We start from the raw sequence: 26,722 nt of genomic DNA, 5'->3' as shown, positions 1-26,722 counted from the left end.
GACATTCGAGGAGGCACCGCCATGTCAGGACCCCGCCCCGTACGGGCCCCGCGCGGTACGGAACTGAGCGCCCTGGGGTGGCAGCAGGAGGCCGCCCTCCGGATGCTCCAGAACAACCTGGACCCCGAGGTCGCCGAGCACCCCGACAAGCTCGTCGTCTACGGCGGCACCGGCAAGGCCGCCCGCGACTGGCGCTCCTTCGACGCGATGGTCCGCACCCTGCGCACCCTCAAGCAGGACGAGACGATGCTCGTCCAGTCCGGCCGCCCGGTCGGCGTCATGCAGACCCACGAGTGGGCCCCGCGCGTCCTCATCGCCAACTCCAACCTGGTCGGCGACTGGGCGAACTGGGAGGAGTTCCGGCGCCTGGAGCAGCTCGGCCTCACCATGTACGGCCAGATGACGGCCGGCTCCTGGATCTACATCGGCACCCAGGGCATCCTCCAGGGCACGTACGAGACCTTCGCCGCCGTCGCCGCGAAGCAGTTCGGCGGCACCCTGGCCGGGACCATCACCCTGACCGCCGGACTCGGCGGCATGGGCGGCGCCCAGCCGCTCGCCGTGACGATGAACGACGGCGTCGCGATCTGCATCGACGTCGACCCGCGCGCCATCGAGCGCCGCATCGAGCACCGCTACCTGGACGTCAAGGCCGACTCCCTGGAGCACGCCCTCGCGCTCGCCACCGAGGCCCGCGACGCCCGCCGCCCGCTCTCCGTCGGCCTCCTCGGCAACGCCGCCGAGCTGCTGCCCCGCATGCTGGCCGAGGGCGCCCCGATCGACATCGTGACGGACCAGACCTCCGCCCACGACCCGCTCTCCTACCTTCCCGTCGGCGTCGCCTTCGAGGACATGGCCGACGCGGCGGCGAAGGACCCGGCCGGATTCACCATCCGGGCCCGCGAGTCGATGGCCCGGCACGTCGAGGCCATGGTCGGCTTCATGGACGCGGGCGCCGAGGTCTTCGACTACGGCAACTCCATCCGGGGCGAGGCCCGGCTCGCCGGCTACGACCGCGCCTTCGCCTTCCCGGGCTTCGTCCCGGCGTACATCCGCCCGCTGTTCTGCGAGGGCAAGGGCCCGTTCCGCTGGGCCGCCCTCTCCGGCGAGGCGAGCGACATCCACAAGACGGACAAGGCGATCCTCGACCTCTTCCCCGAGAACGAGTCGCTGCACCGCTGGATCAAGATGGCCGGCGAGCGCGTCCACTTCCAGGGCCTGCCCGCCCGCATCTGCTGGCTCGGCCAGGGCGAGCGCGACAAGGCCGGCGCCCTGTTCAACGACATGGTCGCCGACGGCACCCTCGCCGCCCCCCTCGCCATCGGCCGCGACCACCTGGACTGCGGCTCGGTCGCCTCCCCGTACCGCGAGACCGAGGCCATGCTCGACGGCTCCGACGCCATCGCGGACTGGCCGCTGCTCAACGCCATGGTCAACGTCGCCTCCGGCGCCTCCTGGGTCTCCCTCCACCACGGCGGCGGCGTCGGCATGGGCCGCTCCATCCACGCGGGCCAGGTCTCCGTGGCCGACGGCACCGCGCTCGCGGGCGAGAAGATCCGCCGCGTGCTGACGAACGACCCGGGCATGGGCGTCATCCGCCACGTCGACGCCGGTTACGACATCGCGGAGCGGGTCGCCGACGAGAAGGGCGTCCGCGTCCCGATGCGCGAGGGCGACGACGCTTCCGGGGCCTCCGCGTGAGCGAGACCTTCCACGCCATGTGGCGGTCGCTGCGGCCACTCGGCCGCAGCGCCGCCTCCGGCGGCTACCGCCGCTACGCCTGGACGGAAGCCGACGCCGACTGCCGCCTCTGGTTCCGGATGCAGGCCGAGGCCCGCCGTCTGGACGTCGAGACCGACCGCAACGGCAACCAGTGGGCCTGGCTCGGCGACCCGACGGCCGGCGACGCCGTCGTCACCGGCTCCCACCTGGACTCCGTCCCCGACGGCGGCGCCTTCGACGGCCCCCTCGGCGTCGTCTCCTCCTTCGCCGCGCTCGACGAACTGCGCTCCCGGGGCGTCTCGTTCCGGCGTCCCCTCGCCATCGTCAACTTCGGCGACGAGGAGGGCGCCCGCTTCGGCCTCGCCTGCGTCGGCTCCCGCCTCACCGCCGGACGGCTGACGAAGGAGCAGGCGCACGAGCTGCGCGACGGCGACGGGACCAGCCTCCCGCAGGCCATGGAGGCCGCCGGGTACGACCCCGACGCCATCGGCCCCGACCCGGAACGGCTCGCCCGCATCGGCGCCTTCGTCGAACTGCACGTCGAGCAGGGCCGGGCCCTGGACCTGTCCGGCGACGCCGTCGGCATCGCCTCCGCCATCTGGCCGCACGGCCGCTGGCGGTACGACTTCGCGGGCGAGGCCAACCACGCCGGCACCACCCGGCTCGTCGACCGCCGCGACCCGATGCTCACCTACGCCGAGACCGTCCTCGCCGCCCGCCGCGAGGCCGAACTCGCGGGCGCCGTCGCCACCTTCGGCAAGATCGCGGTCGAGCCGAACGGCGTCAACGCCATCCCCTCCCTCGTGCGCGGCTGGCTCGACGCGCGCGCCGCCGACCAGGACGCCCTGGACGCGGTCGTCGCGGGCGTCGAGACGGCGGCCCGCGACTACGCCGACCGCCACGGCATCGACCTCACCGTCGTCCGGGAGTCCTTCACCCCGGTCGTGGACTTCTCGCACGCCCTGCGCGACGAGCTGTCCCGGATCCTGGGCGACGCGGCCGCGCGCACCACGGGCACCACGGGGCCCTCGGGCAAGGTCCCGGTCCTCGGCACCGGCGCGGGCCACGACGCGGGCATTTTGTCCGAATCGATCCCGACCGCCATGCTGTTCGTACGCAACCCCACGGGCGTCTCGCACTCCCCGGCCGAGTTCGCGGCCGAGGACGACTGCCTGGCCGGGGTCCGCGCACTCGCCGACGTACTGGAGGAGCTGGCGTGCCGCTGACGACCACGTACTGGCTGGAGCACGCCTGGATCGACCCCGCCGTCGAACCGGGCGTCGCCTTGGAGGTGGCGGACGGCCGGATCACCTCGGTCCGCACGGGGGTGGAGGCCCCGCCCCCGGGCGCCGAGGTCCTGCGGGGCCTGACGGTCCCGGGCCTGGCCAACGCCCACTCGCACGCCTTCCACCGCGCCCTGCGCGGCACCGTCCAGGTCGGCTCCGGCACCTTCTGGACCTGGCGCGACACCATGTACAAGATCGCCCAGCGCCTCACCCCCGACAGCTACTTCACCCTGGCCCGCGCGGTGTACGCGGAGATGGCGCTCGCCGGCATCACCTCCGTCGGCGAGTTCCACTACCTCCACCACGCCCCCGGCGGCGCCCCCTACGCCGACCCCAACGCCATGGGCGAGGCCCTGATCGCGGCCGCCGCCGAGGCCGGCGTCCGCATCACCCTCCTCGACACCGCCTACCTCTCCTCCGGCTTCGGCGCCGCGCCCGAGCACCACCAGCTCCGCTTCACCGACGGCACGGCGGACGCCTGGGCCGAGCGGGCCTCGGCGCTCAAGGAGCGGGACGGCGTACGGATCGGGGCGGCGATCCACTCCGTACGGGCCGTCCCGGCGGACCAGCTGGCCACGGTGGCCGACTGGGCCCGGCGGCGGGAGGCCCCCCTCCACGTCCACCTCTCGGAGCAGACGGCCGAGAACGACGCCTGCCTGGCGGCCCACGGCCTCACCCCCACGCAACTCCTCTCCGAACACGGCGTGCTCGGCCCCCGCATGACGGGCGTCCACAACACCCACCTGACCTCCGACGACATCGCCCTCATCGGCTCGTCCTCCACCGGCACCTGCATGTGCCCGACGACCGAACGCGACCTCGCGGACGGCATCGGCCCGGCGGTGGACCTCCAGCGCGCCGGCTCCCCCCTCTCCCTGGGCAGCGACAGCCACGCGGTCGTCGACCTCCTCGAAGAGGCGCGGGCCATGGAGCTGAACGAGCGCCTGCGCACCCACATCCGGGGCCACTGGACGGCGGCGGCACTGCTTCGCGCGGCGAGCGCGGACGGCCACGCGGCCCTGGGCTGGCAGGAGGCCGGCGAGCTGACGCCGGGCGCCCTCGCCGACTTCACGACGATCGCCCTGGACTCCGTCAGGACAGCGGGACCGGCACCGCGTCTGGCAGCCGAGACGGCGGTATTCGCAGCGTCGGCAGCGGATGTGCGTCACACGGTCGTGGGCGGCCGCCACGTCGTACGGGACGGGGTCCACTCGTCCGTACCGGACGTGCCGCGGGCCCTCGCCGACTCGATCGCCGCCCTGCGCGGCTGAAGGAGACACCCCTCACCATGAACACCGGACCCGAGGCGAGGAACAGCACGGCGGCGAACTCCGCCCCCACGAGCGCGAACAGCGCCGTGGCGACGCCCGCCACCGCCATCGTCAACATCGCGAGCCTGGTCACCAACGATCCCTCCCTCGGTGATGGAAGTCCTCTGGGTCTGATCCGGGACGCGGCCGTCGTCGTCGAAGGCGACCGCGTCGTCTGGGTCGGTGAATCCAGCAAAGCACCCGCCACTGACAACCGGGTCGACGCCGACGGCCGGGCGGTGATCCCCGGCTTCGTCGACTCCCACTCGCACCTGGTCTTCGCGGGCGACCGCACGGCCGAGTTCAACGCCCGCATGTCCGGGCAGCCGTACAAGGCGGGCGGCATCCGCACGACCGTGGCGGCGACGCGCGCGGCGAGCGACGAGGCCCTGTCGGCGAACGTCGCCCACTACCTGCGCGAGGCCCTCGCCCAGGGCACGACCACCTTCGAGACGAAGTCCGGCTACGGCCTGACGGTCGAGGACGAGGCCCGCGCCCTGCGCATCGCCGCCGAGCACACCGACGAGGTCACCTACCTCGGCGCGCACATCGTCCCCCCGGACCACGCCGACGACCCGGCGGCGTACGTGGACCTGGTGACGGGCGAGATGCTCGACGCCTGCGCCCCGTACGCCCGCTGGGTGGACGTCTTCTGCGAGAAGGGCGCCTTCGACGGCGACCAGGCCCGCGCGATCCTGACGGCGGGCAGGGCGAAGGGCCTCCACCCCCGCATCCACGCCAACCAGCTCACGTACGGCCCCGGCGTCCAGCTGGCGGTGGAGCTGGACGCGGCGAGCGCGGACCACTGCACGCACCTGACGGACGAGGACGTGGACGCGCTGGCGTCGGGGAACACGGTCGCCACCCTTCTCCCGGGGGCGGAGTTCTCCACCCGCGCCGCGTGGCCGGACGCCCGCCGCCTCCTCGACGCGGGCGTCACGGTGGCCCTCTCCACCGACTGCAACCCGGGCTCCTCCTTCACCTCCTCCGTCCCCTTCTGCATCGCCCTGGCGGTCCGGGACATGGGCATGACCCCCGACGAGGCCCTCTGGTCCGCCACGGCGGGCGGCGCGACGGCCCTCCGCCGCACGGACGTCGGCCGCCTCATCCCCGGCACCCGAGCCGACCTCACCCTCCTGAACGCCCCGTCCCACGTCCACCTGGCCTACCGGCCGGGGGTGCCGCTGGTGTCGGGGGTGTGGCGGAGGGGCGTACGGGTGGTCTGAGGGCGTGCCGCGGGATCGGAAACGGCAGGTCACCGTCCGGTTGGCCACGGTCCGCGTTGAGTACGGGTACTCATGTGGGCGGCGATCGTCCGCTCACATGATTCCCGCATGAGAACCCCGAACCGCCTCACGAGGACCGTCCTGGCCGTCGCGCTCGGCGGCATGGCCCTGACCGCCTGCGGCACGGCGGGCCCCACCGGTGAGACCCCGGCCAAGGCGTCCGCCGTGGGAGCCGGCGCCCCGAAGACACCGGCACCGAAGCGGTCGCTCCCGTCGGACGGCCTGGCGACGGACCCCGACCCGGAGATGCGCTACCTGGCCGTGTCCACCCGCATCCTGGACGACTGCGAGCCGGTCGACCCGACGCCGGTCGACCAAACTCCGGTCGAGCCGGTCCCGGAGGGCACGATCCCGCCGCGGCACCTGTCGGAGGGCGACCCGCTCCCCCTGGAGGCCCCCGGGCCGCCGTCCGACCCGGAGCCGGCCCCCACCAGGACCGGGCCCGTCGAGGAGGTGCCGCTGGACCTCCTCGACAAGTGCGCCGGTGACGCACACGCCGGGCGCGTCCTCAGGGCGTTCGACGGCACGGGCCCGGCCGACTACCCGGCCCTGCGGAAGAAGCTGACGAGCCTGGACTACCCGCCGTCCCGCATCCACCGCATGCCGGACCGCGACGGCTCCCCCCGCGCCCGCCTCGACCTCCGCTTCATGGGCAACAACCTGGTCCTGGAGATCACCGGCACCCGCCACCGGGTACTCGTCGAGCCCTTCGGAGCCCCGGAGACGGACGACGTACGCGTCACGTCCGTCGAGCGCAGGCAGAACCCCGCGGCCCCGTCCTCCTGACGAAATGCGGTGGCGGGAGTCGGTGATGCCGTTGGCGGGTTCCGAGGAGATCAGCGGGGTCGGGGGCCCGGGCGCCGGTTCGTCTCCTCCAGGACCTCGCGGCGGTCGTTGACGACGGCCGCGACGGCGAGGTCGCGGAGCTTGACCACGTAGTACTCGTCCCGCTGCCCGTCGGGCCGCTCGACGTCGGCGATCCACAGGTTCGCCCAGGGGTACTCGTGGAGCGGGCGCTCCCCGTGGACCTTCCAGCGCGTGGCGGAGGCTCCCCTCAGGCCCGGTGACCGAGCACGTTGACGACCCGGCCGTCCGGATCCCGCACGAAGAAGCGCCGCACGCCCCACTCCTCGTCCGTCAGCGGGTGCACGACCTCCGCACCCGCCGCCCGCACCGCCGCGTACACCGCGTCCACGTCCTCCACCTCCACGCTCAGGTCGGGGGAGACGGGAGCGGTCAGGTCCGCGCCCATCAGACTGACCTGCGCGGCGGGTACGTCCGGCGAGGCGAGGGTCGCGATCCAGCCGTGGTCCATGACCTGCTCGAAGCCGAGGAGCCCGTAGAAGCTCCTGTTCTCCTCCGGGGCGGCCGTCCGGAGGTTGGGGACTACGCGGCGCACGCTCATCGGGTACTCCTCGGCACGGGAAACGGCCCTCAACGGCCCTCAACGGCGTTCAACGGCGTTCAGCGGAACTCGTGGACCACCTGGATCTCCCCCACGATATGCGCGTTGAACTCCTCCAGCTCCTCCGCCGGCACCCACAGTTCGAGGATCGTCCGCCCGCCCGCCTGCCGGACCGGGTACCTGCGCAGGAACTCCGTGTCGACCTCGAAGCGGGTGACGAAGCCGGCGCCGTCGTGCTTCACGTTCCAGTCGCGGGCGATGCGGATCGCATAGTCCTCGTTCATCACCGGGTAGAAGATCGGCTGCTCCGGAAGCCGCGGCGGCCAGGCGCGCCACCCCGACTCCCGGACGAGGTCCAGCTCCACGGGGCCCGTGGGGCGCCAGAGGGTGGTCGTCGGGTGGTGGGTGGTCATGGCGTCGCTCTTTCGAAGGGGAGGGGAGGGCCTCGACGGTATCCGGCCCGCTCCTGTCGTGACCACGGGGTTTCGGCGGCGGAGGCGGAGAAGTCCGTATGCGGGCCGTGAGGCCGGGGGAGCTGAGTGCGCGAGGTCGAGGCGTGGCGGGAGCTGCGGGCCGGGCCCGGGGCGCCCGCCCATCCCTTCATGGAACCGGAGTTCACGCGCGCGGTGGCCGAGGTGCGGCCCCGGGCGCGGGTCGTCGTCTGGTGGGAGGGGGCGAGCCCGTCGAGTTGTTCCCGTACAGGAAGGGGCCGTTGAGGAGGGGGGCGGGCCATCGGGTCGGGCGCCTCCGGCAGTCAGGGGGCCGTCCTGCGGGACGGGCTGCGGCCCGGTGCGCGCGCCCTGCTGCACCATTGCGGGCTCGTCGGCCGGGAGTTCGACAACCCGGGGGACGGCCGGGGCCTCTTCCAGGGCGCCGCCGCCGAGTCCTTCGCCTCCCCCCGTGATCGACGTCGGAGAGGGGTGCGCGGCCTACGAGGCCTTCCTGCGCGTCCAGTCGCCCAAGTTCCCGGAGACCACCCTCGCCGAGGAGCGGCGGCTCGCCCGCCGGACCGACGGCGGGGTCCGCTTCGTCTTCGACGAGCGCGCCCCGGCGGCCCTGCGCACCCTCATGGCCCGGAAGTCCGCCCAGTACCGCAGGACCGGCCGCCGCGACCGCTTCGCCGAGGAGTGGATCAACGCGCTCGTCCGCCGCCTGCACGCGCTGCGCACTCCCGGTTGCTCCGGTGTCCTCTCCGTGCCGTAAGCGGGCGAGCGGCCCGTCGCCGCCCACTTCGGGCTCCGGTCCGCGACCGTCCTGTCCTGCTGGTTCCCCGCCTACGACCCCGCGTTCGCCCCGCACTCGCCCGGCCTCGTCCTCCACCTGCGGATGGCCGAGGCCGCGGCCGCCGCCGGGATCGGCGTGCTCGACCTCGGGCGCGGCTGCGCGGAGTACAAGAACGCCCTCCTCCGCGTACGCAGAAACCATCCGATTCTCCTGAATCTCCTGGCTCGATGTGGCCCCGTCCGGACGGCGCGTCAACAACGCCCCCCGGTCGTACGGGTGGGGGCGCGCGAAAGGGCCCGTCCAGGGTCGGCAGACCGTGAACGGGCCCTCTTCGCCGGTCGTTCCGGCCGGTCGGGCTCCTCCGGGGAGGTCATTCCTCCAGAGTGAGGCCCTGGCGCAGCCGGGTGAGGGTGCGGGCCAGGAGCCGGGAGACGTGCATCTGGGAGATGCCGAGCTCCTCGCCGATCTCCGACTGGGTCATGCCGGAGACGAAGCGCAGGGAGAGGATCTGGCGCTCGCGGGCGGTCAGCGAGGCGATCATCGGCTTGAGGGAGGCGATGTACTCGATGCCGGCGATGCCGTTGTCCTCGTAGCCGAGCCGGTCGGCGAGCGCGGCCTCGCCGCCGCCGCCGTCCTCCTCGGTGGGCTGGGCGTCGAGCGAGCTGGCGGTGTACGCGTTGCTCGCCGTCATGCCCTCGACGACCTCCTCCGGCGCGATGCCGAGTTCCTCGGCGAGTTCGGCGACGGTGGGGGAGCGGTCCAGGCGCTGGGACAGGGTGTCCGTGGCCCGGGCGAGGTCGAGGCGGAGCTCCTGGAGGCGGCGGGGTACGTGCACGGACCAGGAGGTGTCGCGGAAGAAGCGCTTGATCTCGCCGATGATGGTCGGCATCGCGAAGGTGGGGAACTCGACGCCGCGGGAGAGCTCGAAGCGGTCGATCGCCTTGATGAGGCCGATGGTGCCGACCTGGACGATGTCCTCCATCGGTTCGCTGCGGGTGCCGAACCGGGCGGCGGCGAAGCGGACCAGGGCGAGGTTGAGCTCGACGAGGGTGTTGCGGACGTACGCGTGGTCGTGGGTGCCCTCCTCCAGCTCCGCGAGGCGGGCGAAGAGGTCCTTCGACAGGGCGCGCGCGTCGACCGGGCCGATCCGGTCGAGGGGCCGGTCGAGCAGCCGGTCGGCGAGCTCGTCGGGGAGGGGGGTGGTGGGGGTGCTGGGGACGGGGGTGTGGGGGGTGGGGATGCTGGACAGGGTTGTCGACGGCGCGTCGGGGGTACGCGTGGCGTCGAGCCGGGGTGACATGGGTCTCCTTCGGGTTCTTCTCGCAGCGGTTTGCGGCGCCTCCGAGCCGGCCGTTTCGGGTGTTTCCTCTAGCCCTACCTGCTCGACCCTGAAGGTTGCAAGTGCCATTAATCCCGTTTGTCCGGTTATGAGATGGACCTCGTGTGCATCGAGGGCCACCCCGCTTGTAGTGTTCGAGGACGTCAGTCGGCATCCGCGAGAGCGAGAAGAGGCACGGCCATGGACCGCGAACACATCGGCAGCGCACTGCCCGCGCGGCTGCGGGTCGAGACGCGGACCGTGGGGGAGAGCGAAGTCCTCACCCCGGTGGGCGAACTCGACCACCACACCGCCGAACTCCTGCGCGAACCCCTGGACGGGGCACTGGACGCGGGCCGTTCCCGGCTCGTCGTCGACTGCTCCGGTCTGGAGTTCTGCGACTCGACCGGGCTCAACGTGCTGCTCGGCGCCCGGCTGCGGGCGGACGCCGCCGGTGGCGCGGTGCACCTGGTGGCGATGCGGCCCGCGGTGGCCCGGGTGTTCCACATCACGGGCGCGGACACCGTCTTCACCGTCCACGACACGCTCGCGACGGCGCTCCCCGAATGAGCCCGGCCGGACCGGCCCGGACCGCCGGGCCCGGTCCCGGCCCGGCTCCGGCCCCGCACGTCCCCGTACCCCCTGCCCCAGTCCCGTCGATCGGTGAGGTGAAGCGCTGATGGACCAAGCTTCCGACGTCCGTACGCTCGCCCTCGGCGAGACCAGCGGCACGGTGCCGCTCGCCCGCGACTTCACGCGGACGGCGCTCCACGAGTGGGGCTGGCTGCCCGCCGCCACCGCCGACCGCAGGGCCGCCGCCGAGGACGTCCTCCTGGTCGTCTCCGAGCTGGTCACCAACGCCTGCCTGCACGCCGACGGGCCCGAGAGCCTGCGCGTCCTGCGGCTGCCCAAGGTGCTGCGCCTGGAGGTCACCGACCGCGGCGCCGGCCAGCCCGCCCCGCGCACCCCGCACCGCGCCGGGCGCCCCGGCGGCCACGGCATGTTCATCGTCCAGCGCCTCTGCCGCGACTGGGGCATCGACCGCACGCCCGGAGCCCCCGGCAAGACGGTCTGGGCCGAGATCTCGGCCCCCGGCGACTGACGGGCCCGGCAGGGCCCCCGAACACGGCGGAGGCCGCCGCACCGGATCGGTGCGGCGGCCTCCTGCGCAGAGCGGCGGACGGCGTCAGTGGACGTTGCCCATGAGGCTCTGGACCTTCTTGCGGTACATGAAGACCGCGACGCCGGCCAGGACGGCGAGGGACGCCTGCATGGCGATGATGCCCGTGCCGTTGAGGTCGACGCCCGCGATGGAGAGCAGACCCGTGGTGCAGTCGCCGGCGGTGACCGCGAGGAACCACACGCCCATCATCTGGGAGGCGTACTTCTGCGGCGCCATCTTCGTGGTGACGGAGAGGCCGACCGGGGAGAGGCACAGCTCGCCGATGGTCTGGATCATGTAGATCGAGACGAGCCACATCGGGGAGACCTTGGTGCCGTCGCCCGCCATGCCCATCGGGACGACGAAGACGAAGAAGGACGCGCCGACCAGGACGAGGCCCATCGCGAACTTCACGACGGTGTTCGGCTCCTGGTTCTTGCGGGCCAGCCACAGCCACAGCCAGGCGAAGACCGGGGCGAGCGCCATGACGAACAGCGGGTTCAGGGACTGGTACCAGGTGGCCGAGAAGCCCAGGCCGAAGATCTTGTCGGCGGTCTTGTCGTCCGCGAACAGCGACAGGGTCGAACCGCCCTGGTCGTAGATCATCCAGAAGATGGCGGCGGCGACGAAGAACCAGATGTAGCCGTTCATCTTCGACTGCTCGGCCGCGCTGAGGTCCTTGTCGCGCTTGATGCGGGCGAGGACGGTGACCGGTATGGCCAGACCGGCGACGGTGAGCGGGATCAGGGCCCAGTTCAGCGTGAACAGGTCGAGACCCACGACGACGCCGTAGAAGACGGCGACGAGGACGGTCACCAGGGCGACCTTGGTGAGGATCGCCTTGCGCTCCTCGGCGGAGAGCGGGTTCGGGACCTCGCTGCTCTTCGGGTTCAGGCTCTTGCCGAAGCCCAGGAAGACGGCGAGACCGAGCGCCATGCCGATCGCGGCGAGCGCGAAGCCGACGTGCCAGTTGACCTCCTTGCCGATCGTGCCGATGACGAACGGGGCGACGAAGGCGCCGAGGTTGATGCCGATGTAGAACAGCGTGAAGCCGCCGTCACGGCGCGGGTCCTCGGGACCGTCGTAGAGGTGGCCCACCATCGTCGAGATGTTGGCCTTCAGCAGACCGGAACCGACCGCGACGAACGCGAGGCCGAGGAAGAACATCGCCTGACCGGGGACGGCCAGCAGGACGTGACCGGCGATGATCACGAAGCCGGCGATGGCGACGGTCTTGCGGGCGCCCCAGACGCGGTCGCCGAACCAGCCGCCCGGCATGGCCATCAGGTAGACCATCGACACGTAGACCGAGTAGATCGCCGTGGCCGTGGCCGCCTTCATCGCCAGGCCGCCGCCCTGGGTGCCCACGGCGGCTTCGGTGCCGCCGGAGACCAGGTAGTAGACCAGCAGGGCCCTCATGCCGTAGTAGGAGAAGCGCTCCCACATCTCGGTGAAGAAGAGGGTGGTCAAGCCTCGGGGGTGGCCGAGGAACGTCTTCTTGTACCGGGGGATCCCGGTCGAAGACGCCGTCAGGCTGGACGCCATGTCGATCCTTGCTCTGTCGGGACGCTCGCCTTGTGAGCGGGGTGCGCCCGGTGGGGGAGGCCGGCACCGGGGGAATCGTGGAACTCCACCGGGATCCACGCCCCGGGAGAACGCGTCTTCGCGTCCCGGGACCCGGCCCACAGGTCATTCGCCGTCGTCGAGGGTGGCTGGACCCCCCTCACGCAGAAAAGAGGACCCCGACCCACCAAGCCGGTCAAAGGTCCCCGAATACCGCTACAGACGTCTCGCCACCATACGACACGACAGTGCCGGATATGGAAGGACTTGAGACATGGATCACAGGCAGAAGTGCAACCGTACAAGGTCATTCGAAGGTCCCACACAGGATGACCGCAAGATCCCCAGGCTCTCCCCGGGCCCCGCGCATCGCGCCCCGGGGCGGGCGCCGTGCGGACTACCATCACCCCATGACCCGTGTACTGCTCGCCGAGGACGACGCGTCCATCTCGGAACCGCTGGCCCGCGCCCTGCGGAGGGAGGGGTACGAGGTCGAGGTCCGCGAGGACGGCCCCACCGCGCTCGACGCCGGCCTCCAGGGCGGCGTCGACCTGGTCGTGCTCGACCTGGGCCTCCCCGGCATGGACGGCCTGGAGGTCGCCCGGCGACTGCGCGCCGAGGGGCACACGATCCCCATCCTGGTGCTCACCGCGCGCGCCGACGAGGTCGACACCGTCGTCGGGCTCGACGCGGGCGCCGACGACTACGTCACCAAGCCCTTCCGGCTCGCCGAGCTCCTCGCCCGGGTCCGGGCCCTGCTGCGGCGCGGCGCCACCGAGCCCGTCGCCGCCCCCTCCACCCACGGCGTGCGGATCGACGTCGAGTCGCACCGCGCCTGGATGGGCGACGAGGAGCTCCAGCTCACCGCCAAGGAGTTCGACCTGCTCCGGGTCCTCGTCCGGGACGCCGGCCGGGTCGTCACCCGCGACCAGCTGATGCGCGAGGTCTGGGACACCACCTGGTGGTCCTCCACCAAGACCCTCGACATGCACATCTCGTGGCTGCGCAAGAAGCTCGGCGACGACGCGGCGAACCCGCGCTACATCGCCACCGTCCGCGGCGTGGGCTTCCGCTTCGAGAAGAGCTAGACCCTCCGAGGGAGAAGCACGTCGTGCGCCGCCGTCTGATCAACTCCACGCTCGCCGTGGTGCTCGTCGTCATCGCCGTCTTCGGCGTCTCCCTCGTCATCGTCGAGACCCGCACGATCGCCGGCAGCGCCCAGGAGAGCGTGGACTCGGAGGCGCTGCGGATCGTCTCCATCGTCGACAGCCGGCTCATCGGCGGCGAGCCGGTCAACCCGGACATCCTCGCCGAGCAGAGCGGCGCCAAGCGGTACGCGCAGATCCGCATCCCCGGCCGCGACCCGATCGCGATCGGGTCGCGGCCCGGGGGCGAGGTCATCCGGGGCTCCGCCAGGGGCGAGCGCGGCGAGACCGTGGTCGTCGAGGAGTCCCGCTCGGCCGTCACCGCCGAGGTCGGCCGCACCCTCCTGATCATCGGCGCGGTGGCCCTGCTCGCCGTCGTCGCCGCCGTCCTCCTCGCCGTACGGCAGGCGAACAGGCTCGCCTCCCCGCTCACCGACCTCGCGGAGACCGCCGAACGCCTCGGCTCCGGCGACCCGCGCCCCCGGCACAAGCGGTACGGGGTGCCCGAGCTGGACCGGGTCGCGGACGTCCTGGACGCCTCCGCCGAGCGGATCGCCCGGATGCTCACCGCCGAGCGCCGGCTCGCCGCCGACGCCTCCCACCAGCTCCGCACGCCCCTCACCGCGCTCTCCATGCGCCTGGAGGAGGTCGCCCTCGCCGACGACCTGGAGACGGTCAAGGAGGAGGCCACGATCGCGCTCACCCAGGTCGAGCGGCTCACCGACGTCGTGCAGCGGCTCCTCACCAACTCCCGGGACCCCCGCACCGGCTCCGCCGTCGCCTTCGACCTGGACGAGGTCGTCAAGCAGCAGATCGAGGAGTGGCGGCCGGCCTACCGCAGCGCGGGACGGGCCATCGTGCACTCGGGGAAGCAGGGGATGCGGGCCGTGGGCACCCCGGGCGCGGTCGCCCAGGTCCTCGCCGCCCTGATCGAGAACTCGCTCATGCACGGCGGCGGCACGGTCGCCCTGCGGACCCGGGTCACCGGCAACCAGTCCGTGATCGAGGTCACCGACGAGGGGCCGGGCGTCCCGGCCGACCTCGGCGCGCGGATCTTCGAGCGGGCCGTCAGCGGCCGCAGCTCCACCGGCATCGGCCTAGCGGTCGCCCGCGACCTCGCGGAGGCGGACGGCGGACGCCTGGAGCTCCTCCAGCAGCAGCCGCCGGTCTTCGCGCTCTTCCTGAGCCGCGAGGTCAGGGGCCCCTCGGAGGAACCCGAGGACCGCCCCGTACGGTGAACGGCCCGGTCAGACCCGGTCGGGCTGGCGGCGGGCCGCCTGCCGCGGGGCCTGCTCCAGGAACGATTCGGCGGTCTGCACGGTCTCCTTCGCCGGCAGCGCGCGGAAGACCCAGGTGCGGTACGACCAGAAGCGGAACAGGGTCGCGATCCCGATCCCGAAGAACTTGAAGAAGTTGCTCGCCAGCGGACCGTCCCAGCCGAAGCCGTACGTCGCCGCGTAGAGCACGCCGTTCTCGATGACCAGGCCGACCAGGCTGAACAGCAGGAACAGCGTCAGTTCCTTGGTCCGCCCCGACTTGTCCCGGTCGCGGTACGTGAAGTAGCGGAACCCCACGTAGTTGAAGGCGATCGCGACCACGGTGGCGATCAGGCTGGCCCGTACGACCGGGAGCTCCGTCACGTGCCGGACCAGGTTGAAGACGGCGAGGTTCACGAGGACGCCGAGGCCGCCCACCACCCCGAACTTCGCGACCTCGCGGAAGAGCCGGTCGAGTCGCGTGCGCAGCGCGCCGGGTTCACTCATGGTGATGGCTCTGTCCCGTCCGTCCGGGTGACGCCCGGGTGACGTCATCACGTCCATGCTAACCAGGGCCCCTGGCACATGCCGGGGTACCGCGCAAACGATGGCCGAACCTCGCCCCGTCCCGTGCTCCTCCCCCGGGCCGTTTTCCTTGATCCTTGTGTCAACGCACAGCCGGACGAGTGTTCCCTGATGGTGCGGATACCCTAAGAGGGTGACGTTTCCGGTAGTCGGCATGGTCGGTGGCGGTCAGCTCGCCCGAATGACCCACGAGGCGGGCATCCCCCTCGGCATCAAGTTCAAGCTCCTCAGTGACACCCCGCAGGACTCCGCGGCCCAGGTGGTGAGCGAGGTCGTCGTCGGCGACTATCGCGACCTGGACACGCTGCGTGACTTCGCGCGCGGATGCGACGTGATCACCTTCGATCACGAGCACGTCCCCACCGAGCACCTGCGGGCCCTGGAGGCGGACGGCATCCCCGTCCGCCCGGGGCCCGACGCGCTGGTGCACGCGCAGGACAAGGGGGTGATGCGCGCCCGGCTCGACGCGATCGGCGCGCCGAGCCCGCGCCACCGCATCGTCGCGGACCCGGCGGACGCGGAGGCCTTCGCGGCCGAGGTCGGGGGCTTCCCGATCATCCTCAAGACCGTGCGCGGCGGCTACGACGGCAAGGGCGTCTGGTTCGTGCGTTCGCCCGAGGACGCCCGCGACCCCTTCCTGGCCGGCGTGCCCGTCCTCGCGGAGGAGAAGGTCGACTTCGCGCGCGAGCTGGCGGCGAACATCGTCCGCTCCCCGCACGGCCAGGCCGTCGCCTACCCGGTCGTCGAGTCCCGCCAGGTCGACGGCGTCTGCGACACCGTGATCGCGCCCGCCCCCGACCTGTCCGAGGAGCTGTCCGGGCAGGCCCAGGAGCTGGCGCTGCGGATCGCCCGGGAGCTGGGCGTCGTCGGCCACCTCGCCGTGGAGCTGTTCGAGACCACGGACGGCCGCATCCTCGTCAACGAGCTGGCGATGCGCCCGCACAACTCCGGCCACTGGACCCAGGACGGCGCGATCACCTCGCAGTTCGCCAACCACGTCCGCGCGGTCCTCGACCTGCCGCTCGGCGATCCGCGCCCGCGCGCGCGGTGGACCGTGATGTGCAATGTCCTGGGCGGCGACTACCCGGACATGTACTCCGCGTATCTGCACTGCATGGCCAGGGACCCGCAGCTCAAGATCCACATGTACGGCAAGGACGTGAAGCCCGGACGCAAGGTGGGCCACGTCAACACCTACGGCGACGACCTGGACGACGTGCTGGAGCGCGCCCGCCACGCCGCCGGCTACCTGCGAGGGACGATCACCGAATGAGCACCAGCCCCGTCGTCGGCATCGTCATGGGTTCGGACTCCGACTGGCCCGTCATGGAGGCCGCCGCCCAGGCCCTGGACGAGTTCGAGATCCCGTACGAGGTCGACGTCGTCTCCGCGCACCGCATGCCGCGCGAGATGATCGCGTACGGCGAGGAGGCCGCCGGGCGCGGGCTCAAGGCGATCATCGCGGGCGCGGGCGGCGCCGCCCACCTGCCCGGCATGCTCGCCTCCGTCACCCCGCTGCCCGTCATCGGCGTCCCCGTGCCGCTGAAGTACCTCGACGGCATGGACTCGCTGCTCTCCATCGTGCAGATGCCGGCCGGCGTGCCGGTCGCCACGGTCTCCGTCGGCGGCGCCCGCAACGCGGGCCTGCTCGCGGCCCGGATCCTCGCCGCGCACGACCCGGTGCTGCTCGACCGGATGCGCGCCTTCCAGCGGGAGCTGAACGACCAGGCGACGGACAAGGGCAAGCGGCTGCGGGCCAAGGTCGAGGGCGCCGAGTCCTTCGGCTTCGCCCGGTGACCGCCGCCGACCGCCTCGCCGAGGCGCGGGAGCTGCTCGCCGACCACCCCGTGGTGGACGGCCACAACGACCTGCCGTGGGCCCTGCGGGAGCACGTGCGGTACGACCTGGACCGCATGGACATCGCGGCCGACCAGAGCGCCTCGCTCCACACCGACCTGGCCCGGCTGCGGTCCGGCGGGGTCGGCGCCCAGTTCTGGTCGGTGTACGTGCCCTGCCGGCTCGCCGGGGACGACGCGGTCAGCGCCACCCTGGAGCAGATCGACGTCGTCGACCAGCTCCTGGAGCGGTACGCGGCGGACCTGGCGCCCGCCCTGACGGCGGACGACATGGAGGCGGCCCGCAAGCAGGGCCGCATCGCCTCCCTCAAGGGGGCCGAGGGCGGCCACTCGATCAACAACTCCCTCGCCACCCTGCGCGCGCTGCACGCCCTGGGCGTGCGCTACATGACGCTCACCCACAACGACAACAACGACTGGGCGGACTCGGCGACCGACGAGCCGGGCGTCGGCGGGCTCTCCGCCTTCGGCCGGCAGGTCGTCCGCGAGATGAACCGCTCCGGCATGCTCGTCGACCTCTCGCACGTGGCCGCGACGACCATGCGCGACGCCCTGGACGCCACCGCCGCGCCGGTGATCTTCTCGCACTCCTCGTCCCGCGCGGTCTGCGACCACCCGCGCAACGTCCCGGACGACGTCCTGGAGCGGCTGTCCGCCAACGGCGGCGTGGCGATGGCCACCTTCGTGCCCAAGTTCATCCTCCCGGCGGCCGTCGAGTGGACCGCCCGGGCGGACGAGAACCTGCGGGAGCACGGCTTCGACCACCTCGACACCACGGCCGGGGCGATGGCGCTGCACCGCGCCTTCGAGGAGGCGAACCCGCGCCCGGTGGCCACCGCCGCCACGGTCGCCGACCACCTCGACCACATGCGCGAGGCGGCCGGGATCGACCACGTCGGCATCGGCGGCGACTACGACGGGACGGCCTTCACCCCGGCCGGCCTCGACGACGTCGCCGGCTACCCGAACCTGATCGCGGAGCTCCTCCACCGCGGCTGGTCGCGCCCGGACCTGGCCAAGCTGACCTGGTCCAACGCGGTCCGCGTCCTGCGCGACGCGGAGGACGTCTCCCGCGACCTGAAGGACCGCACGGCCCCGTCGAACGCGACGATCGAGTCCCTGGACGGCCGGGGGGCCTGACGCATGGACGCCCGGGCCCACTCCGGTGGGGCCCGGGTGCGTCGAGCGACCTTCGGGGCGGGAGGGGGACGGAGCGGCTCTTCAGTCCTTGGTGCCCCACACCCAATCGATCCCGAAGCCGTAAGCCCGGTCGATCAGTTGCTGGTTGCTCTGCCACTGTGTCGCGGTGAACCAGCGCACCTCGCGACGCACCACCGTTCCTTCCGGCCCCGACGAGATCGAAGCGATCGCACACGCCGTCGCTCCTGCCGGCGCGTCGTCCAGGAGGATGCGCAGGCCACCGGAAGGGGCCGTGACCGTCACGACGCCACCCAAGCTCCGGAAGTCCACGGCTCCTTCGTAGACGAAGGTGTAGACGAGCGTCCGGCGCATCCGGGCCCGGTACTCCAGATTCATCCGCACGGTCTCTCCGTCCGAGGAGGCACCGGTCCGGTCGTCCTGGTCGAGCTGGACGTAGGGAGGGGCGTCGAGCGCACCGAAGGTGTTTCCGAGTGCCTGGACGACGTGCACCGACCCGTCGGTGAGCTCGATCAGACAACCGAGATCCAGGTCCGCACCCGTCGACGCCGACCAGTTCAGGTTGGCCTGGAGCATTCCTCGGCCGGCCACGAGCGCACGGGGCGTCGTCTTGGTCAGCAGGGTCTCCGCACCTCGGTGGCCCGTCTCCCGGTGTACGGCCGCGGTCTCCGGCGCCGCTTCGTGTTCCACCGATTTCGGCTTGAGCCGAACGACACCACGCGGACGATCCGATCCCATTCCTGCCCCCTGACGGATATCAATCTCCGGACAGCACAGTACCGACGGGTGGGCTAGGATCTGCCCAAATCCGGGGGATGGCAGGTGCTTCGAGGCGTGCTGGGGAGCGCGCGGCACCGTGGTGAAACCCCTGGTCTCTCATGTATGGGGTGGACATGGCCGTCGATTCTTCGGCGAATCATCAAAAAATAGCAAAAGAGATCGAAAACCTTTCCCTCGAAGCCGAATTGGCCTCTCGTGCCGAGGAACTGCGGGATCTCTCCGGAGCGCTGCGCTCTGCGAGTACCGACCCCCGTCCGCTCGAACCGTGGACGGAAATCGATCTCCTCGATGCGTACGCCCGTCCGGAAAGCCTGGCCATCGGTTCCCCCGCGAGGGAGCATCCGGCCTGGGGCTGGCTCGAAACGCTTCTCGGCGGTCTCGTCTTCGTTCCGCTCGCACTGACCTGGCTGGGGCTCACCCGTGCTTCCAGTGCCTACGAGGCCCTGACGGGCACGGACCCGAAGGCAGCCACCCGGCCCTTCCTGCAACTGTGGCAGTCCGGCTTCGAGGGCCGTTTGACCGGTTTCTTCACCTTCGGCCACGTGGCCGGCTTCGCGACCGGCGCGATCCTCGTCCTCCTCGTCCTGGCCCTGGTGCACGGGTGGCGGCGCACCGAGACCGCCCGCAGGGAGAAGGACGGCGAACGGCGCGCCGAGGACCTGCTGCGCAGGATGGTGCCCGTCCTGACGCGGGCTCAGCTCTGCCTCAACGCTCACCGGCTCTCCTCTCCCGTGCGGTTCGCCGAGGAGCTCACGAAGTCCGCAGCCACCCTCAACCGGCTGGGCACGAGAGCGGCGAAGACCCAGCAGGAGCTTGCCCTGGCGGCCACGCTCGTCGGCGAGTCCCTCGACAAGGCGCAGCAGCGGCTTGCCGGCGTGGACACCGCCGTACGGCCGCTGGAAACCGCCGCAGGCCGCATCGAGGACGCGGTGAGGGGGAGCGGCAAGGAGATCGAGGCCGCGGTCAGCGGCAACGGAGTCATGGTGCGCAAGGCTCTGGAAGACGTAAGAGGAATGAGCGGCGAGGTGCGGGACGTCCTTGAGAAGGCCGGAACCCGGGTGGAGGACTCGGTGCTGATGCTGACGACGGCACAGCGCGCCTTCACCACGGGGATCGAGGTCTCCGGGGACCTGTCGGGCCAGGTGCTCGACCGGCTCACCGAGATCGTGAGCACTTCGGCTCGCAACAGCGCGGACGCCCACGCCCTGCTCGGCAGGTTCGCCGATCAGGCGGACGTCCTGACCGAGGTCGCCGAGAGGCTCGGAAAGGCCTCGGACACCTTGGTGGAGGCACTCGCACTCCTCATCCCCGAGAACGCCCCGCCCGGACCACAGCGGGAGGACGTTCCGCCGGGCCGGGCCGAGGTCCGGTGAGGGCGCCCCGGTTCAATCCGCTGCACTTGGCGGGCTGGCTCTTCGCCGACATGCTGCTCGTCCTCGCCCTCGTCGCCATGGGCGACCAGGGAGACCCGCTGGCGGCCGAGGCGTCCACCGGCCCCAAGGCGACCGCGAGTCCGAAGTCCGGCCCGTCCAAGGCCCCCGCGCCCAAGGGGCCGCGTGCGGTGACCCGCACTCCGGTGAAGGTGTCCTTCGACGCGCCGCCCGGAGACCGGGCAGCCATGCGGGAACAGCTTCGGAAGGTCACCCTGCGGTACGAAGGGCGCCAGGCGGCCTTCGTCCTCACCTTCGGCCACCATCCCGAACCGGGCCCCGGAGGGGACTACGCCGCGGACGTCAACTCGCAACTGGTCAAGGCCCGTCCCGACATGTTCAAGGGCGCCACCACGCGCGACTTCTGGAAGGGTGCCTCCTCGGGCGGGCACGCCGACCTCGAAATCTACTTCTACACGTACTGAGCGGCCACCGACCGCCTCACCGGAGGGAAGCACCCATGCAGATACTTCCGTTCTACCTGCTGTGCGACGAGTCGGGCTCGATGGCGGGTTCCAACGTCGACGCCCTCAACGAAGCACTGCCCAAGCTTCACGACGAGATCAGCACCAATCCGACCATCGCCGACAAGACCCGGTTCTGCCTCATCGGCTTCTCCACGGAGGCCAATGTGCTCCAGCCCCTGGTCGACCTGAGCGACATCGACGAGGTTCCCGCCCTGGCGGCCGGGGGCCTCACCTCGTTCGGAAACGCCTTCCGTACCTTGCTGCGCTGCATCGAGACGGATGTCGCCGCCTTGAAGGCCGAGGGGCACGAGGTGTACCGACCGGTCGCCTTCTTCATGTCGGACGGCGTCCCGACCGACGACGACTGGCAGCAGGCGTACGACGAGCTGACGAAGTCCCGCTACTGCCCGAAGATCATCGCCTTCGGAGTCGGTGATGCCGAGAAGTCCACCATCGCCCACGTGGCGAACTTCCGTGCCTTCATCCAGCAGGACCAGAACGTGTCCCCCGCCGCTGCCCTGCGGGAGTTCGCCTCCAGCTTGACCAAGTCCATTGTGCGGTCGGCCACCAGCATCGCCTCCGACGGCAACTCCGACTTCACCCTCTCCGTGGAGGAGACCGTGCCCGGCTTCGCGACCGTGTCGCTCGACAAGCTCTGAGGGCGGACGACGTGATGGAACAGGAGAACCGGGCGGAGCCCGTGCCGTTCCACGGGCCGGTGCCCGAGGACGCGCCGACGGCGCCCGTCGCCCCCGCGGACCCGACGCCCCGGGACGTCCCGTCCGGCGACGCCCCGGACACCTCGCCCGAACCCGGGAGGCGGGTCGGACCGGCCGTCCCGACCCCTCCGCTCCTCGGGCCCCCCGCACACAGCGGCCGCAGGCCGCCGAGCTATCCGTCAGTGCCCCAGGGCCGTAAGCGGGTGTCGGACGGAAAGGCCGCCGCGGTATTTCCGGACACCGTGCTGGACGGCGCCGCCTTCGGTGCGCTGACCGTGCGAGCGGCCTCGGTGCGCGGCGACTCCCACCGCTATACGGGCGAGCCCCGACAGGACTCGGTCAGCATGGCCCTGCTCGGAGAGGAGGCCGAGGGGGAACTGCTGATGCTGGCCGTGGCCGACGGGGTCGGCTCGCAGCGCCTCTCCCACGTCGGGGCGTACAAGGCGTGCCAGCTCGCGGTCTGGGCCTTCGACCCACGGGCCCGCGAGATGCACGAGGCCCTGGCTGCCGACCGGGCGGACCGCTTCGCCGACGTGGCGGAAGAGGCGACGACCCGGATCGCGGCACGCTTGCAGCAGATCGCCGTGGGAAGCGAGACCGACCCCGCCGCCTACTCCACCACCCTCCGGGTGCTCCTGGTCCCGCTCGATCCGGAGATCCGCACCCGCGGCCTCATCACGATCGGGGACGGCGGAACCGCCCTGCTTCGGGACGGGAAGTGGGATTTGGCACCCGGCGAGAGCGCCAGGGAGACGGACGACGGGATCATCGACACCCGGACCGCCGCACTCCCCCTGACCCGTACCCCCGCGACACGACTGCTGGCCACCCGGCCCGGCGACGTCCTCGTCCTGTCCACCGACGGCCTCTCCTCGCCGCTGGCGGGCGAGCCCGAGATGCAGGAGTTCCTCGGTGCCGCCTGGGGCGGTGACGCCGTGCCCGGGCCCGTGGACTTCCTCTGGCAGTTCCAGTACCGGGTGAAGTCGTACGACGACGACCGCACCGCGGTCGTGCTCTGGGAGACGCTGCCATGACGGCGGACGACGGCCTGGACGTCGAGCAGACACGGCTCGCGCTCGGGAAGGAACTCGCCACCGGCGGTCAGGGCCGGGTGCACGAGATCGGTGGGCCGGGACGGCTTCTCTTCAAGAAGTACCTGGAGCCGCACAAGGCCGACGGAACCGCTCTCGCCGCCCTCGTCGCCCTGCGCCTGGGACTCGCCCCGGCCGACCGGCAACAGCTCGACCGCAACACAGCATGGCCGCTGTGCCGGGTGATGGACGGAGGCCGGGCGGTGGGCTTCCTCATGCGCCGGGCACCCGACTCGATGACCTGGCGTTCGGCCAAGGGCGACACCAAGTTGACCGAACTGCAGTTTCTGCTGCGGGCGCCGAAGGCCGGCACCCGAACTCTCCGGCAGCCTACGCCTGCCGAGCGATACGCCCTGGTGGTGGGCCTGGTGGAGCTGGTCGATCGCCTGCACACGATGGGGCTCGTGATCGGGGACCTCTCGCAGGCGAACGTACTGTGGTCGCTCGACCCGGAGCCGGCCGTACACCTGCTGGACTGCGACGGTGTGCGCATCACGGGCCGGTCCCCCGTCCTTGCCCAGGCGGACACTCCGGACTGGCTCGACCCGAAGGCGCCGGCCAAGACGGTGAGCATCGACAGCGATCGCTACAAGGCCGCCCTGATGATCGGCCGGGTCCTCGCTCAGGAGCCGTATCTGACCCCGGAGCACGAGCTGACACCGGTCGGCGGGGTACTCGACGAACGGCGTGAGACAGCCGTACGCCGGCTGTGGGGTCTCGCAGGCGGCGCGTACGGCACCCGGCCCGACCTGGGGCAGTGGCGCACCGCGCTGGCCGGGCGGGACACGATCAGGCTGCTCGCTGCACGGCCCGCTCCCAGGCCCGTAGTGGACCGCTCACTGTTCGACGAGGGTCCGGACCGCAAGCGAGGCACCATCAGCCTCCGGGACGGTTCCTAGTCGCCGGAAGCGACGACCGGGGCACCGGACGACGTGGGGACCCGACGTGCGGACGCCCGGGCCCCGCCGAAGTGGGACCCGGGCGTGTCCGTGTCACGGCCTACCGGTCCACGCAGAGGCAGAACGGGTGCCCGACCGGGTCCGCGTACACGCGGAAGTCACGGTCGGGCCCGCCCGCGTCGAGCAGCTTGGCGCCGAGTGCGAGGACCTGCTCCTCGCCCCGGTCGAGGTCGTCCACGGTCAGGTCCAGGTGGAACTGCTGCCCGCCCTCCTCCTCGGGCCAGCGCGGCGCGGCGTACCCGGAGACCTCCTGGAAGGCGAGCTGGGTGCCGTCGTGCCCGGAGAGCATCACCCAGGAGTCCCCCTCCTCGGGGTCCGAGGAGGTGCGGGGCGAACCGCCGAGGATCCCGGCGTAGAAGGTGGCGAGGGACATGGGGTCGGGGCAGTCCAGGACGACGGACCGCAGGGTGGCGACGGGCATGGCTCTCCTCGTGCTCGTACGGGTGGGTCGTTCTTACCGTCCGCCCCTACCCGCATCCGCGCACGGCAAGGCCACCCGCGCGCGCGTACCTCCACCGGGTTCCCGGGAGGGCCCGAAGCCCCGGTCCCCCCGGCTCCGCGCCCGTCGGTCGACCGTCCCTCGGACGGGCCGTAGGTCTCCGGCCCTCGGTCCGGCGGCCCCGAGATCGTCCGCGAGCCCGATGCCGGCCCCCGGGGGCGGGGGCCACCATACGGAGGAAGATCAGCGGACCCACCGAAGGAGCAGAACGTGTCGCACCCCGAGGACTTCGCGTATCCGGAGCCCCGCTACCACGGTGACGAGGGCGAGGTGAACGCGACCTTCCGCCCCGCCGACACCCCGCCGGACATCTCCTCGCCCGGCGGCGCCACCCACTACCTCGCCACACACGCCTCGACCGGCGGCGAGTTCGGCTTCTACAAGGTGGACCTCGGCCCCCGGGCCGCCGGGGCCAAGCCCCACTTCCACAAGGCCATGTCCGAGTCCTTCTACGTCCTCTCCGGCGAACTGGAGCTCTACGACGGCGACAAGTGGGTCACCGGCCGCGCGGGCGACTTCCTGTACGTGCCGGTCGGAGGACTGCACGCCTTCAAGAACGCGACCGACGACCCCACGTCCATGCTCATGCTCTTCTCCCCGGGCGCCCCGCGCGAGGAGTACTTCGAGCGGGTCGCGGAGGTGGCGCAGCGCGGCGGCGAGGAGCTCAAGCGGTTCCGCGTCCGGCACGACAGCTACTTCGTGGAGGACTTCGGGCCGGGGGCGGAATAGGCCGGGGCGGACCCCGTGGGGCCTACGCGCGCGGGCGCCCCATCGCCCGGTACGTCCAGCCCGCCCCGCGCCACCGCACCGCGTCCAGCGCGTTGCGGCCGTCCAGGACGATCCGGGCGGAGACGGCCTCGCCCAGCTCCGCCGGGTCCAGCTCGCGGAACTCGCGCCACTCCGTCAGGTGCAGCACCACGTCCGCCCCGCGCACGGCCTCCAGGGCCGAGTCCGCGTACCCCAGGGTCGGGAAGAGGCGGCGGGCGTTCTCCATGCCCTTCGGGTCGTAGACGGTGACCTGGCCGCCCTGGAGGTGTATCTGACCGGCCACGTTGAGCGCGGGGGAGTCGCGGACGTCGTCCGAGTCCGGCTTGAAGGTGGCGCCGAGGACGGCGACCCGGCGGCCCAGGAAGGAGTTCCCGCCCAGGGCCTCGCGGGCCATCTCGACCATCTGGCCGCGCCGCCGCATGTTGATGGAGTCGATCTCGCGGAGGAAGGTCAGCGCCTGGTCGGCGCCCAGCTCGCCCGCCCGGGCCATGAACGCCCGGATGTCCTTCGGCAGGCAGCCGCCGCCGAAGCCGATGCCGGCCCGCAGGAACTTGGCGCCGATCCGGTCGTCGTGGCCGATGGCCTCCGCCAGCTTGGCGACGTCGCCGTCCGCGGCCTCGCAGACCTCCGCCATCGCGTTGATGAAGGAGATCTTGGTGGCGAGGAAGGAGTTCGCGGCGGTCTTCACCAGCTCGGCCGTCGGGAAGTCGGTCACGACGAACGGCGAGCCCTCGCCGACCGGCACCGCGTACACCTCGCGCAGCAGCTTCTCGGCCCGCTCGCCGCGCACGCCGACCACGATCCGGTCCGGGTGCAGGGTGTCGTCGACGGCGAAGCCCTCCCGCAGGAACTCGGGGTTCCAGGCCAGCTCGACGCCCGCCGGGAGCAGGGCCGCGAGCCGCTCGGCCGAGCCGACCGGCACGGTCGACTTGCCGACGACCAGGGCCCCTTCCCGTACGACCCCGGCGAGGGAGGTGAAGGCGGCGTCCACGTAGCTCATGTCACAGGCGTACTCGCCGTGCTTCTGCGGGGTGTTCACGCAGACGAAGTGCACGTCGCCGAAGGCGCCCACCTCCTCCCAGGAGGTGGTGAACCGCAGCCGGCCGCTCGACCCCTCGATGCCGGTCACGTGCTTCGCGAGCAGCTCTTCGAGCCCCGGCTCGTACATCGGGACCCGGCCGGAGGACAGCAGCTCGATCTTCTCGGGGACGACGTCGAGGCCGAGCACCTCGAAGCCCAGTTCCGCCATGGCCGCGGCGTGGGTGGCGCCGAGGTAGCCGGTGCCGATCACGGTGATCTTGAGGGCCATGCGGTACTCCAGGAGGGTCGGGCGGAATGCCTGCCCGAGCATAGCCGTGCCCTGGCCGGGGGCCCCGTCACGCCCTACCCTTTGGGTTACTTAACGGTAGTTAGCAAGCGTGGGAGTGAGTGGACGTGGCGGGTTCTGGCGATTTCGACCTGTATCGGCCTTCCGAGGAGCACGACATGCTCCGGGAGTCGGTGCGGGCGCTGGCGGAGGCGAAGATCGCGCCGTTCGCGGCGGCGGTGGACGAGGAGGGGCGTTTCCCGCAGGAGGCCCTGGACGCCCTGGTCGCCAACGACCTGCACGCGGTGCACGTGCCCGAGGCCTACGGGGGCGCGGGCGCGGACGCGCTGGCGACGGTGATCGTGATCGAGGAGGTCGCCCGGGTGTGCGGCTCCTCCTCGCTGATCCCGGCGGTCAACAAGCTGGG

Annotated in this window: 27 protein-coding genes and 2 pseudogenes; 20 read left to right on the top strand and 9 right to left on the bottom strand. The window is 71.9% G+C overall.

Annotated features, from left to right (window positions below):
* Positions 1 to 21 precede the first annotated feature (21 nt).
* The 5 genes from hutU to ACIP5O_RS19170 all read left to right on the top strand — a co-directional run bounded on the left by hutU (position 22) and on the right by ACIP5O_RS19170 (position 6,390).
* A complete protein-coding gene (hutU, locus tag ACIP5O_RS19190) occupies positions 22 to 1,701 on the top strand; it encodes a urocanate hydratase (RefSeq protein WP_401294765.1) in 1,680 nt (559 codons plus the stop codon).
* A 17-nt stretch (positions 1,702 to 1,718) separates the two neighbouring features.
* On the top strand, positions 1,719 to 2,948 hold the full coding sequence (locus ACIP5O_RS19185) for an allantoate amidohydrolase (RefSeq protein WP_401295229.1): 1,230 nt from the start codon (positions 1,719 to 1,721) through the stop codon (positions 2,946 to 2,948).
* Positions 2,939 to 4,279, top strand: coding sequence for a formimidoylglutamate deiminase (locus tag ACIP5O_RS19180; protein WP_401294763.1), 1,341 nt, complete (start codon positions 2,939 to 2,941; stop codon positions 4,277 to 4,279). Before ACIP5O_RS19185 ends, ACIP5O_RS19180 begins: the two co-directional genes overlap by 10 nt.
* Before the next feature lie 17 nt (positions 4,280 to 4,296).
* Entirely contained in the window at positions 4,297 to 5,544 is a 1,248-nt protein-coding gene (gene hutI / locus ACIP5O_RS19175; protein ID WP_401294761.1) for an imidazolonepropionase, read from the top strand.
* Positions 5,545 to 5,652: 108 nt separating this feature from the next.
* The gene (locus ACIP5O_RS19170; protein WP_401294759.1) at positions 5,653 to 6,390 is read left to right on the top strand and encodes a hypothetical protein; all 738 of its coding nucleotides are present in this window, start codon (positions 5,653 to 5,655) and stop codon (positions 6,388 to 6,390) included.
* A gap of 3 nt (positions 6,391 to 6,393) precedes the next feature.
* Here the strand turns inward: ACIP5O_RS19170 and ACIP5O_RS19165 are convergent.
* The 3 genes and pseudogenes from ACIP5O_RS19165 to ACIP5O_RS19155 all read right to left on the bottom strand — a co-directional run.
* Positions 6,394 to 6,662 (bottom strand): annotated as a pseudogene (locus ACIP5O_RS19165) (NUDIX hydrolase); the annotation flags it as partial.
* Positions 6,659 to 7,009, bottom strand: a complete 351-nt coding sequence (locus tag ACIP5O_RS19160; RefSeq protein ID WP_401294758.1) for a VOC family protein — start codon at positions 7,007 to 7,009, stop codon at positions 6,659 to 6,661. The gene ACIP5O_RS19160 and the pseudogene ACIP5O_RS19165, both read right to left, overlap by 4 nt.
* Positions 7,010 to 7,068: 59 nt before the next feature.
* The gene (locus tag ACIP5O_RS19155) at positions 7,069 to 7,422 is read right to left on the bottom strand and encodes a hypothetical protein (RefSeq protein WP_401294756.1); all 354 of its coding nucleotides are present in this window, start codon (positions 7,420 to 7,422) and stop codon (positions 7,069 to 7,071) included.
* Between the two features lie 98 nt (positions 7,423 to 7,520).
* On the opposite strand from ACIP5O_RS19155, the pseudogene ACIP5O_RS19150 reads away from it, so the two are divergent.
* Positions 7,521 to 8,620 (top strand): annotated as a pseudogene (locus ACIP5O_RS19150) (GNAT family N-acetyltransferase).
* Here the strand turns inward: ACIP5O_RS19150 and ACIP5O_RS19145 are convergent.
* Positions 8,604 to 9,533 (bottom strand): RNA polymerase sigma factor SigF, encoded by a 930-nt coding sequence (locus tag ACIP5O_RS19145; RefSeq protein WP_401294754.1) that lies wholly within the window; start codon positions 9,531 to 9,533, stop codon positions 8,604 to 8,606. The pseudogene ACIP5O_RS19150 and the gene ACIP5O_RS19145 sit on opposite strands and share 17 nt — an antisense overlap.
* Before the next feature lie 219 nt (positions 9,534 to 9,752).
* Here ACIP5O_RS19145 and ACIP5O_RS19140 point away from each other — a divergent pair, with 219 nt between their 5' ends.
* Positions 9,753 to 10,121, top strand: coding sequence for an STAS domain-containing protein (locus ACIP5O_RS19140; RefSeq protein ID WP_125664189.1), 369 nt, complete (start codon positions 9,753 to 9,755; stop codon positions 10,119 to 10,121).
* 109 nt (positions 10,122 to 10,230) lie between these two features.
* Complete coding sequence (locus ACIP5O_RS19135; RefSeq protein WP_125664191.1) at positions 10,231 to 10,653, top strand: ATP-binding protein; 423 nt, start codon at positions 10,231 to 10,233, stop codon at positions 10,651 to 10,653.
* An 84-nt stretch (positions 10,654 to 10,737) separates the two neighbouring features.
* On the opposite strand, the gene ACIP5O_RS19130 is transcribed toward ACIP5O_RS19135, so the two are convergent.
* Positions 10,738 to 12,258 (bottom strand): peptide MFS transporter, encoded by a 1,521-nt coding sequence (locus tag ACIP5O_RS19130; protein WP_401294751.1) that lies wholly within the window; start codon positions 12,256 to 12,258, stop codon positions 10,738 to 10,740.
* Between the two features lie 428 nt (positions 12,259 to 12,686).
* On the opposite strand from ACIP5O_RS19130, the gene ACIP5O_RS19125 reads away from it, so the two are divergent.
* On the top strand, positions 12,687 to 13,364 hold the full coding sequence (locus ACIP5O_RS19125) for a response regulator transcription factor (RefSeq protein WP_401294749.1): 678 nt from the start codon (positions 12,687 to 12,689) through the stop codon (positions 13,362 to 13,364).
* A 23-nt stretch (positions 13,365 to 13,387) separates the two neighbouring features.
* On the top strand, positions 13,388 to 14,659 hold the full coding sequence (locus tag ACIP5O_RS19120) for an ATP-binding protein (protein ID WP_401294747.1): 1,272 nt from the start codon (positions 13,388 to 13,390) through the stop codon (positions 14,657 to 14,659).
* Positions 14,660 to 14,668: 9 nt separating this feature from the next.
* On the opposite strand, the gene ACIP5O_RS19115 is transcribed toward ACIP5O_RS19120, so the two are convergent.
* Entirely contained in the window at positions 14,669 to 15,184 is a 516-nt protein-coding gene (locus ACIP5O_RS19115; protein WP_401294745.1) for a GtrA family protein, read from the bottom strand.
* 211 nt (positions 15,185 to 15,395) lie between these two features.
* On the opposite strand from ACIP5O_RS19115, the gene ACIP5O_RS19110 reads away from it, so the two are divergent.
* Genes ACIP5O_RS19110 through ACIP5O_RS19100 form a run of 3 tightly spaced genes read left to right on the top strand, consistent with a single transcriptional unit; the run spans position 15,396 to position 18,258 of the window.
* The gene (locus ACIP5O_RS19110) at positions 15,396 to 16,535 is read left to right on the top strand and encodes a 5-(carboxyamino)imidazole ribonucleotide synthase (protein ID WP_401294743.1); all 1,140 of its coding nucleotides are present in this window, start codon (positions 15,396 to 15,398) and stop codon (positions 16,533 to 16,535) included.
* Entirely contained in the window at positions 16,532 to 17,059 is a 528-nt protein-coding gene (gene purE, locus ACIP5O_RS19105; protein ID WP_401294742.1) for a 5-(carboxyamino)imidazole ribonucleotide mutase, read from the top strand. Before ACIP5O_RS19110 ends, purE begins: the two co-directional genes overlap by 4 nt.
* Entirely contained in the window at positions 17,056 to 18,258 is a 1,203-nt protein-coding gene (locus ACIP5O_RS19100) for a dipeptidase (protein ID WP_401294740.1), read from the top strand. The genes purE and ACIP5O_RS19100 overlap by 4 nt, the downstream gene beginning before the upstream one ends.
* A gap of 81 nt (positions 18,259 to 18,339) precedes the next feature.
* On the opposite strand, the gene ACIP5O_RS19095 is transcribed toward ACIP5O_RS19100, so the two are convergent.
* A complete protein-coding gene (locus tag ACIP5O_RS19095; protein ID WP_401294739.1) occupies positions 18,340 to 19,014 on the bottom strand; it encodes a tellurium resistance protein in 675 nt (224 codons plus the stop codon).
* Between the two features lie 149 nt (positions 19,015 to 19,163).
* Between ACIP5O_RS19095 and ACIP5O_RS19090 the strand changes: the two genes are divergently transcribed.
* From ACIP5O_RS19090 to ACIP5O_RS19070, 5 genes are read left to right on the top strand one after another with little or no spacing between them, the layout of a single operon-like run.
* Complete coding sequence (locus tag ACIP5O_RS19090) at positions 19,164 to 20,429, top strand: hypothetical protein (protein WP_401294737.1); 1,266 nt, start codon at positions 19,164 to 19,166, stop codon at positions 20,427 to 20,429.
* A complete protein-coding gene (locus tag ACIP5O_RS19085) occupies positions 20,426 to 20,911 on the top strand; it encodes a hypothetical protein (protein ID WP_401294735.1) in 486 nt (161 codons plus the stop codon). The genes ACIP5O_RS19090 and ACIP5O_RS19085 overlap by 4 nt, the downstream gene beginning before the upstream one ends.
* 35 nt (positions 20,912 to 20,946) lie before the next feature.
* Positions 20,947 to 21,612: a VWA domain-containing protein gene (locus ACIP5O_RS19080; protein ID WP_401294733.1), complete on the top strand. Its 666-nt coding sequence runs from the start codon at positions 20,947 to 20,949 to the stop codon at positions 21,610 to 21,612.
* A gap of 14 nt (positions 21,613 to 21,626) precedes the next feature.
* Complete coding sequence (locus tag ACIP5O_RS19075) at positions 21,627 to 22,706, top strand: protein phosphatase 2C domain-containing protein (RefSeq protein WP_401294731.1); 1,080 nt, start codon at positions 21,627 to 21,629, stop codon at positions 22,704 to 22,706.
* The gene (locus tag ACIP5O_RS19070; protein WP_401294729.1) at positions 22,703 to 23,662 is read left to right on the top strand and encodes a hypothetical protein; all 960 of its coding nucleotides are present in this window, start codon (positions 22,703 to 22,705) and stop codon (positions 23,660 to 23,662) included. The genes ACIP5O_RS19075 and ACIP5O_RS19070 overlap by 4 nt, the downstream gene beginning before the upstream one ends.
* Positions 23,663 to 23,762: 100 nt before the next feature.
* Here the strand turns inward: ACIP5O_RS19070 and ACIP5O_RS19065 are convergent, their stop codons facing one another.
* A complete protein-coding gene (locus ACIP5O_RS19065; RefSeq protein ID WP_401294727.1) occupies positions 23,763 to 24,143 on the bottom strand; it encodes a VOC family protein in 381 nt (126 codons plus the stop codon).
* 288 nt (positions 24,144 to 24,431) lie between these two features.
* Between ACIP5O_RS19065 and ACIP5O_RS19060 the strand changes: the two genes are divergently transcribed.
* The gene (locus tag ACIP5O_RS19060) at positions 24,432 to 24,950 is read left to right on the top strand and encodes a cupin domain-containing protein (protein ID WP_401294725.1); all 519 of its coding nucleotides are present in this window, start codon (positions 24,432 to 24,434) and stop codon (positions 24,948 to 24,950) included.
* A 22-nt stretch (positions 24,951 to 24,972) separates the two neighbouring features.
* Here ACIP5O_RS19060 and ACIP5O_RS19055 read toward each other — a convergent pair whose 3' ends face one another.
* On the bottom strand, positions 24,973 to 26,298 hold the full coding sequence (locus tag ACIP5O_RS19055; RefSeq protein ID WP_401295227.1) for a UDP-glucose dehydrogenase family protein: 1,326 nt from the start codon (positions 26,296 to 26,298) through the stop codon (positions 24,973 to 24,975).
* Between the two features lie 125 nt (positions 26,299 to 26,423).
* On the opposite strand from ACIP5O_RS19055, the gene ACIP5O_RS19050 reads away from it, so the two are divergent.
* Positions 26,424 to 26,722 (top strand): acyl-CoA dehydrogenase family protein (locus tag ACIP5O_RS19050; protein WP_401294723.1); only part of this gene is annotated, 299 nt, incomplete at its 3' end.

The sequence above is a fragment of the Streptomyces sp. NPDC088915 genome (assembly GCF_044749825.1).
In the GTDB taxonomy this organism is placed as follows: domain Bacteria; phylum Actinomycetota; class Actinomycetes; order Streptomycetales; family Streptomycetaceae; genus Streptomyces.
The sequence above is the reverse complement of the archived record's forward strand: the minus strand, read 5'-3'. Positions and strand labels throughout refer to the sequence as shown.

Bases quoted from the DNA above. Each gene is read 5' to 3' on its own strand.
- ACIP5O_RS19145 (WP_401294754.1), bottom strand. From the start codon at position 9,533: ATGTCACCCCGGCTCGACGCCACGCGTACCCCCGACGCGCCGTCGACA.
- ACIP5O_RS19160 (WP_401294758.1), bottom strand. From the start codon at position 7,009: ATGAGCGTGCGCCGCGTAGTCCCCAACCTCCGGACGGCCGCCCCGGAG.
- ACIP5O_RS19065 (WP_401294727.1), bottom strand. From the start codon at position 24,143: ATGCCCGTCGCCACCCTGCGGTCCGTCGTCCTGGACTGCCCCGACCCC.
- hutU (WP_401294765.1), top strand. From the start codon at position 22: ATGTCAGGACCCCGCCCCGTACGGGCCCCGCGCGGTACGGAACTGAGC.
- ACIP5O_RS19095 (WP_401294739.1), bottom strand. From the start codon at position 19,014: ATGGGATCGGATCGTCCGCGTGGTGTCGTTCGGCTCAAGCCGAAATCG.
- ACIP5O_RS19185 (WP_401295229.1), top strand. From the start codon at position 1,719: ATGTGGCGGTCGCTGCGGCCACTCGGCCGCAGCGCCGCCTCCGGCGGC.
- hutI (WP_401294761.1), top strand. From the start codon at position 4,297: ATGAACACCGGACCCGAGGCGAGGAACAGCACGGCGGCGAACTCCGCC.
- ACIP5O_RS19170 (WP_401294759.1), top strand. From the start codon at position 5,653: ATGAGAACCCCGAACCGCCTCACGAGGACCGTCCTGGCCGTCGCGCTC.
- ACIP5O_RS19130 (WP_401294751.1), bottom strand. From the start codon at position 12,258: ATGGCGTCCAGCCTGACGGCGTCTTCGACCGGGATCCCCCGGTACAAG.
- ACIP5O_RS19070 (WP_401294729.1), top strand. From the start codon at position 22,703: ATGACGGCGGACGACGGCCTGGACGTCGAGCAGACACGGCTCGCGCTC.
- ACIP5O_RS19075 (WP_401294731.1), top strand. From the start codon at position 21,627: ATGGAACAGGAGAACCGGGCGGAGCCCGTGCCGTTCCACGGGCCGGTG.
- ACIP5O_RS19080 (WP_401294733.1), top strand. From the start codon at position 20,947: ATGCAGATACTTCCGTTCTACCTGCTGTGCGACGAGTCGGGCTCGATG.
- ACIP5O_RS19135 (WP_125664191.1), top strand. From the start codon at position 10,231: ATGGACCAAGCTTCCGACGTCCGTACGCTCGCCCTCGGCGAGACCAGC.
- ACIP5O_RS19155 (WP_401294756.1), bottom strand. From the start codon at position 7,422: ATGACCACCCACCACCCGACGACCACCCTCTGGCGCCCCACGGGCCCC.
- ACIP5O_RS19140 (WP_125664189.1), top strand. From the start codon at position 9,753: ATGGACCGCGAACACATCGGCAGCGCACTGCCCGCGCGGCTGCGGGTC.
- ACIP5O_RS19055 (WP_401295227.1), bottom strand. From the start codon at position 26,298: ATGGCCCTCAAGATCACCGTGATCGGCACCGGCTACCTCGGCGCCACC.
- ACIP5O_RS19115 (WP_401294745.1), bottom strand. From the start codon at position 15,184: ATGAGTGAACCCGGCGCGCTGCGCACGCGACTCGACCGGCTCTTCCGC.
- purE (WP_401294742.1), top strand. From the start codon at position 16,532: ATGAGCACCAGCCCCGTCGTCGGCATCGTCATGGGTTCGGACTCCGAC.
- ACIP5O_RS19125 (WP_401294749.1), top strand. From the start codon at position 12,687: ATGACCCGTGTACTGCTCGCCGAGGACGACGCGTCCATCTCGGAACCG.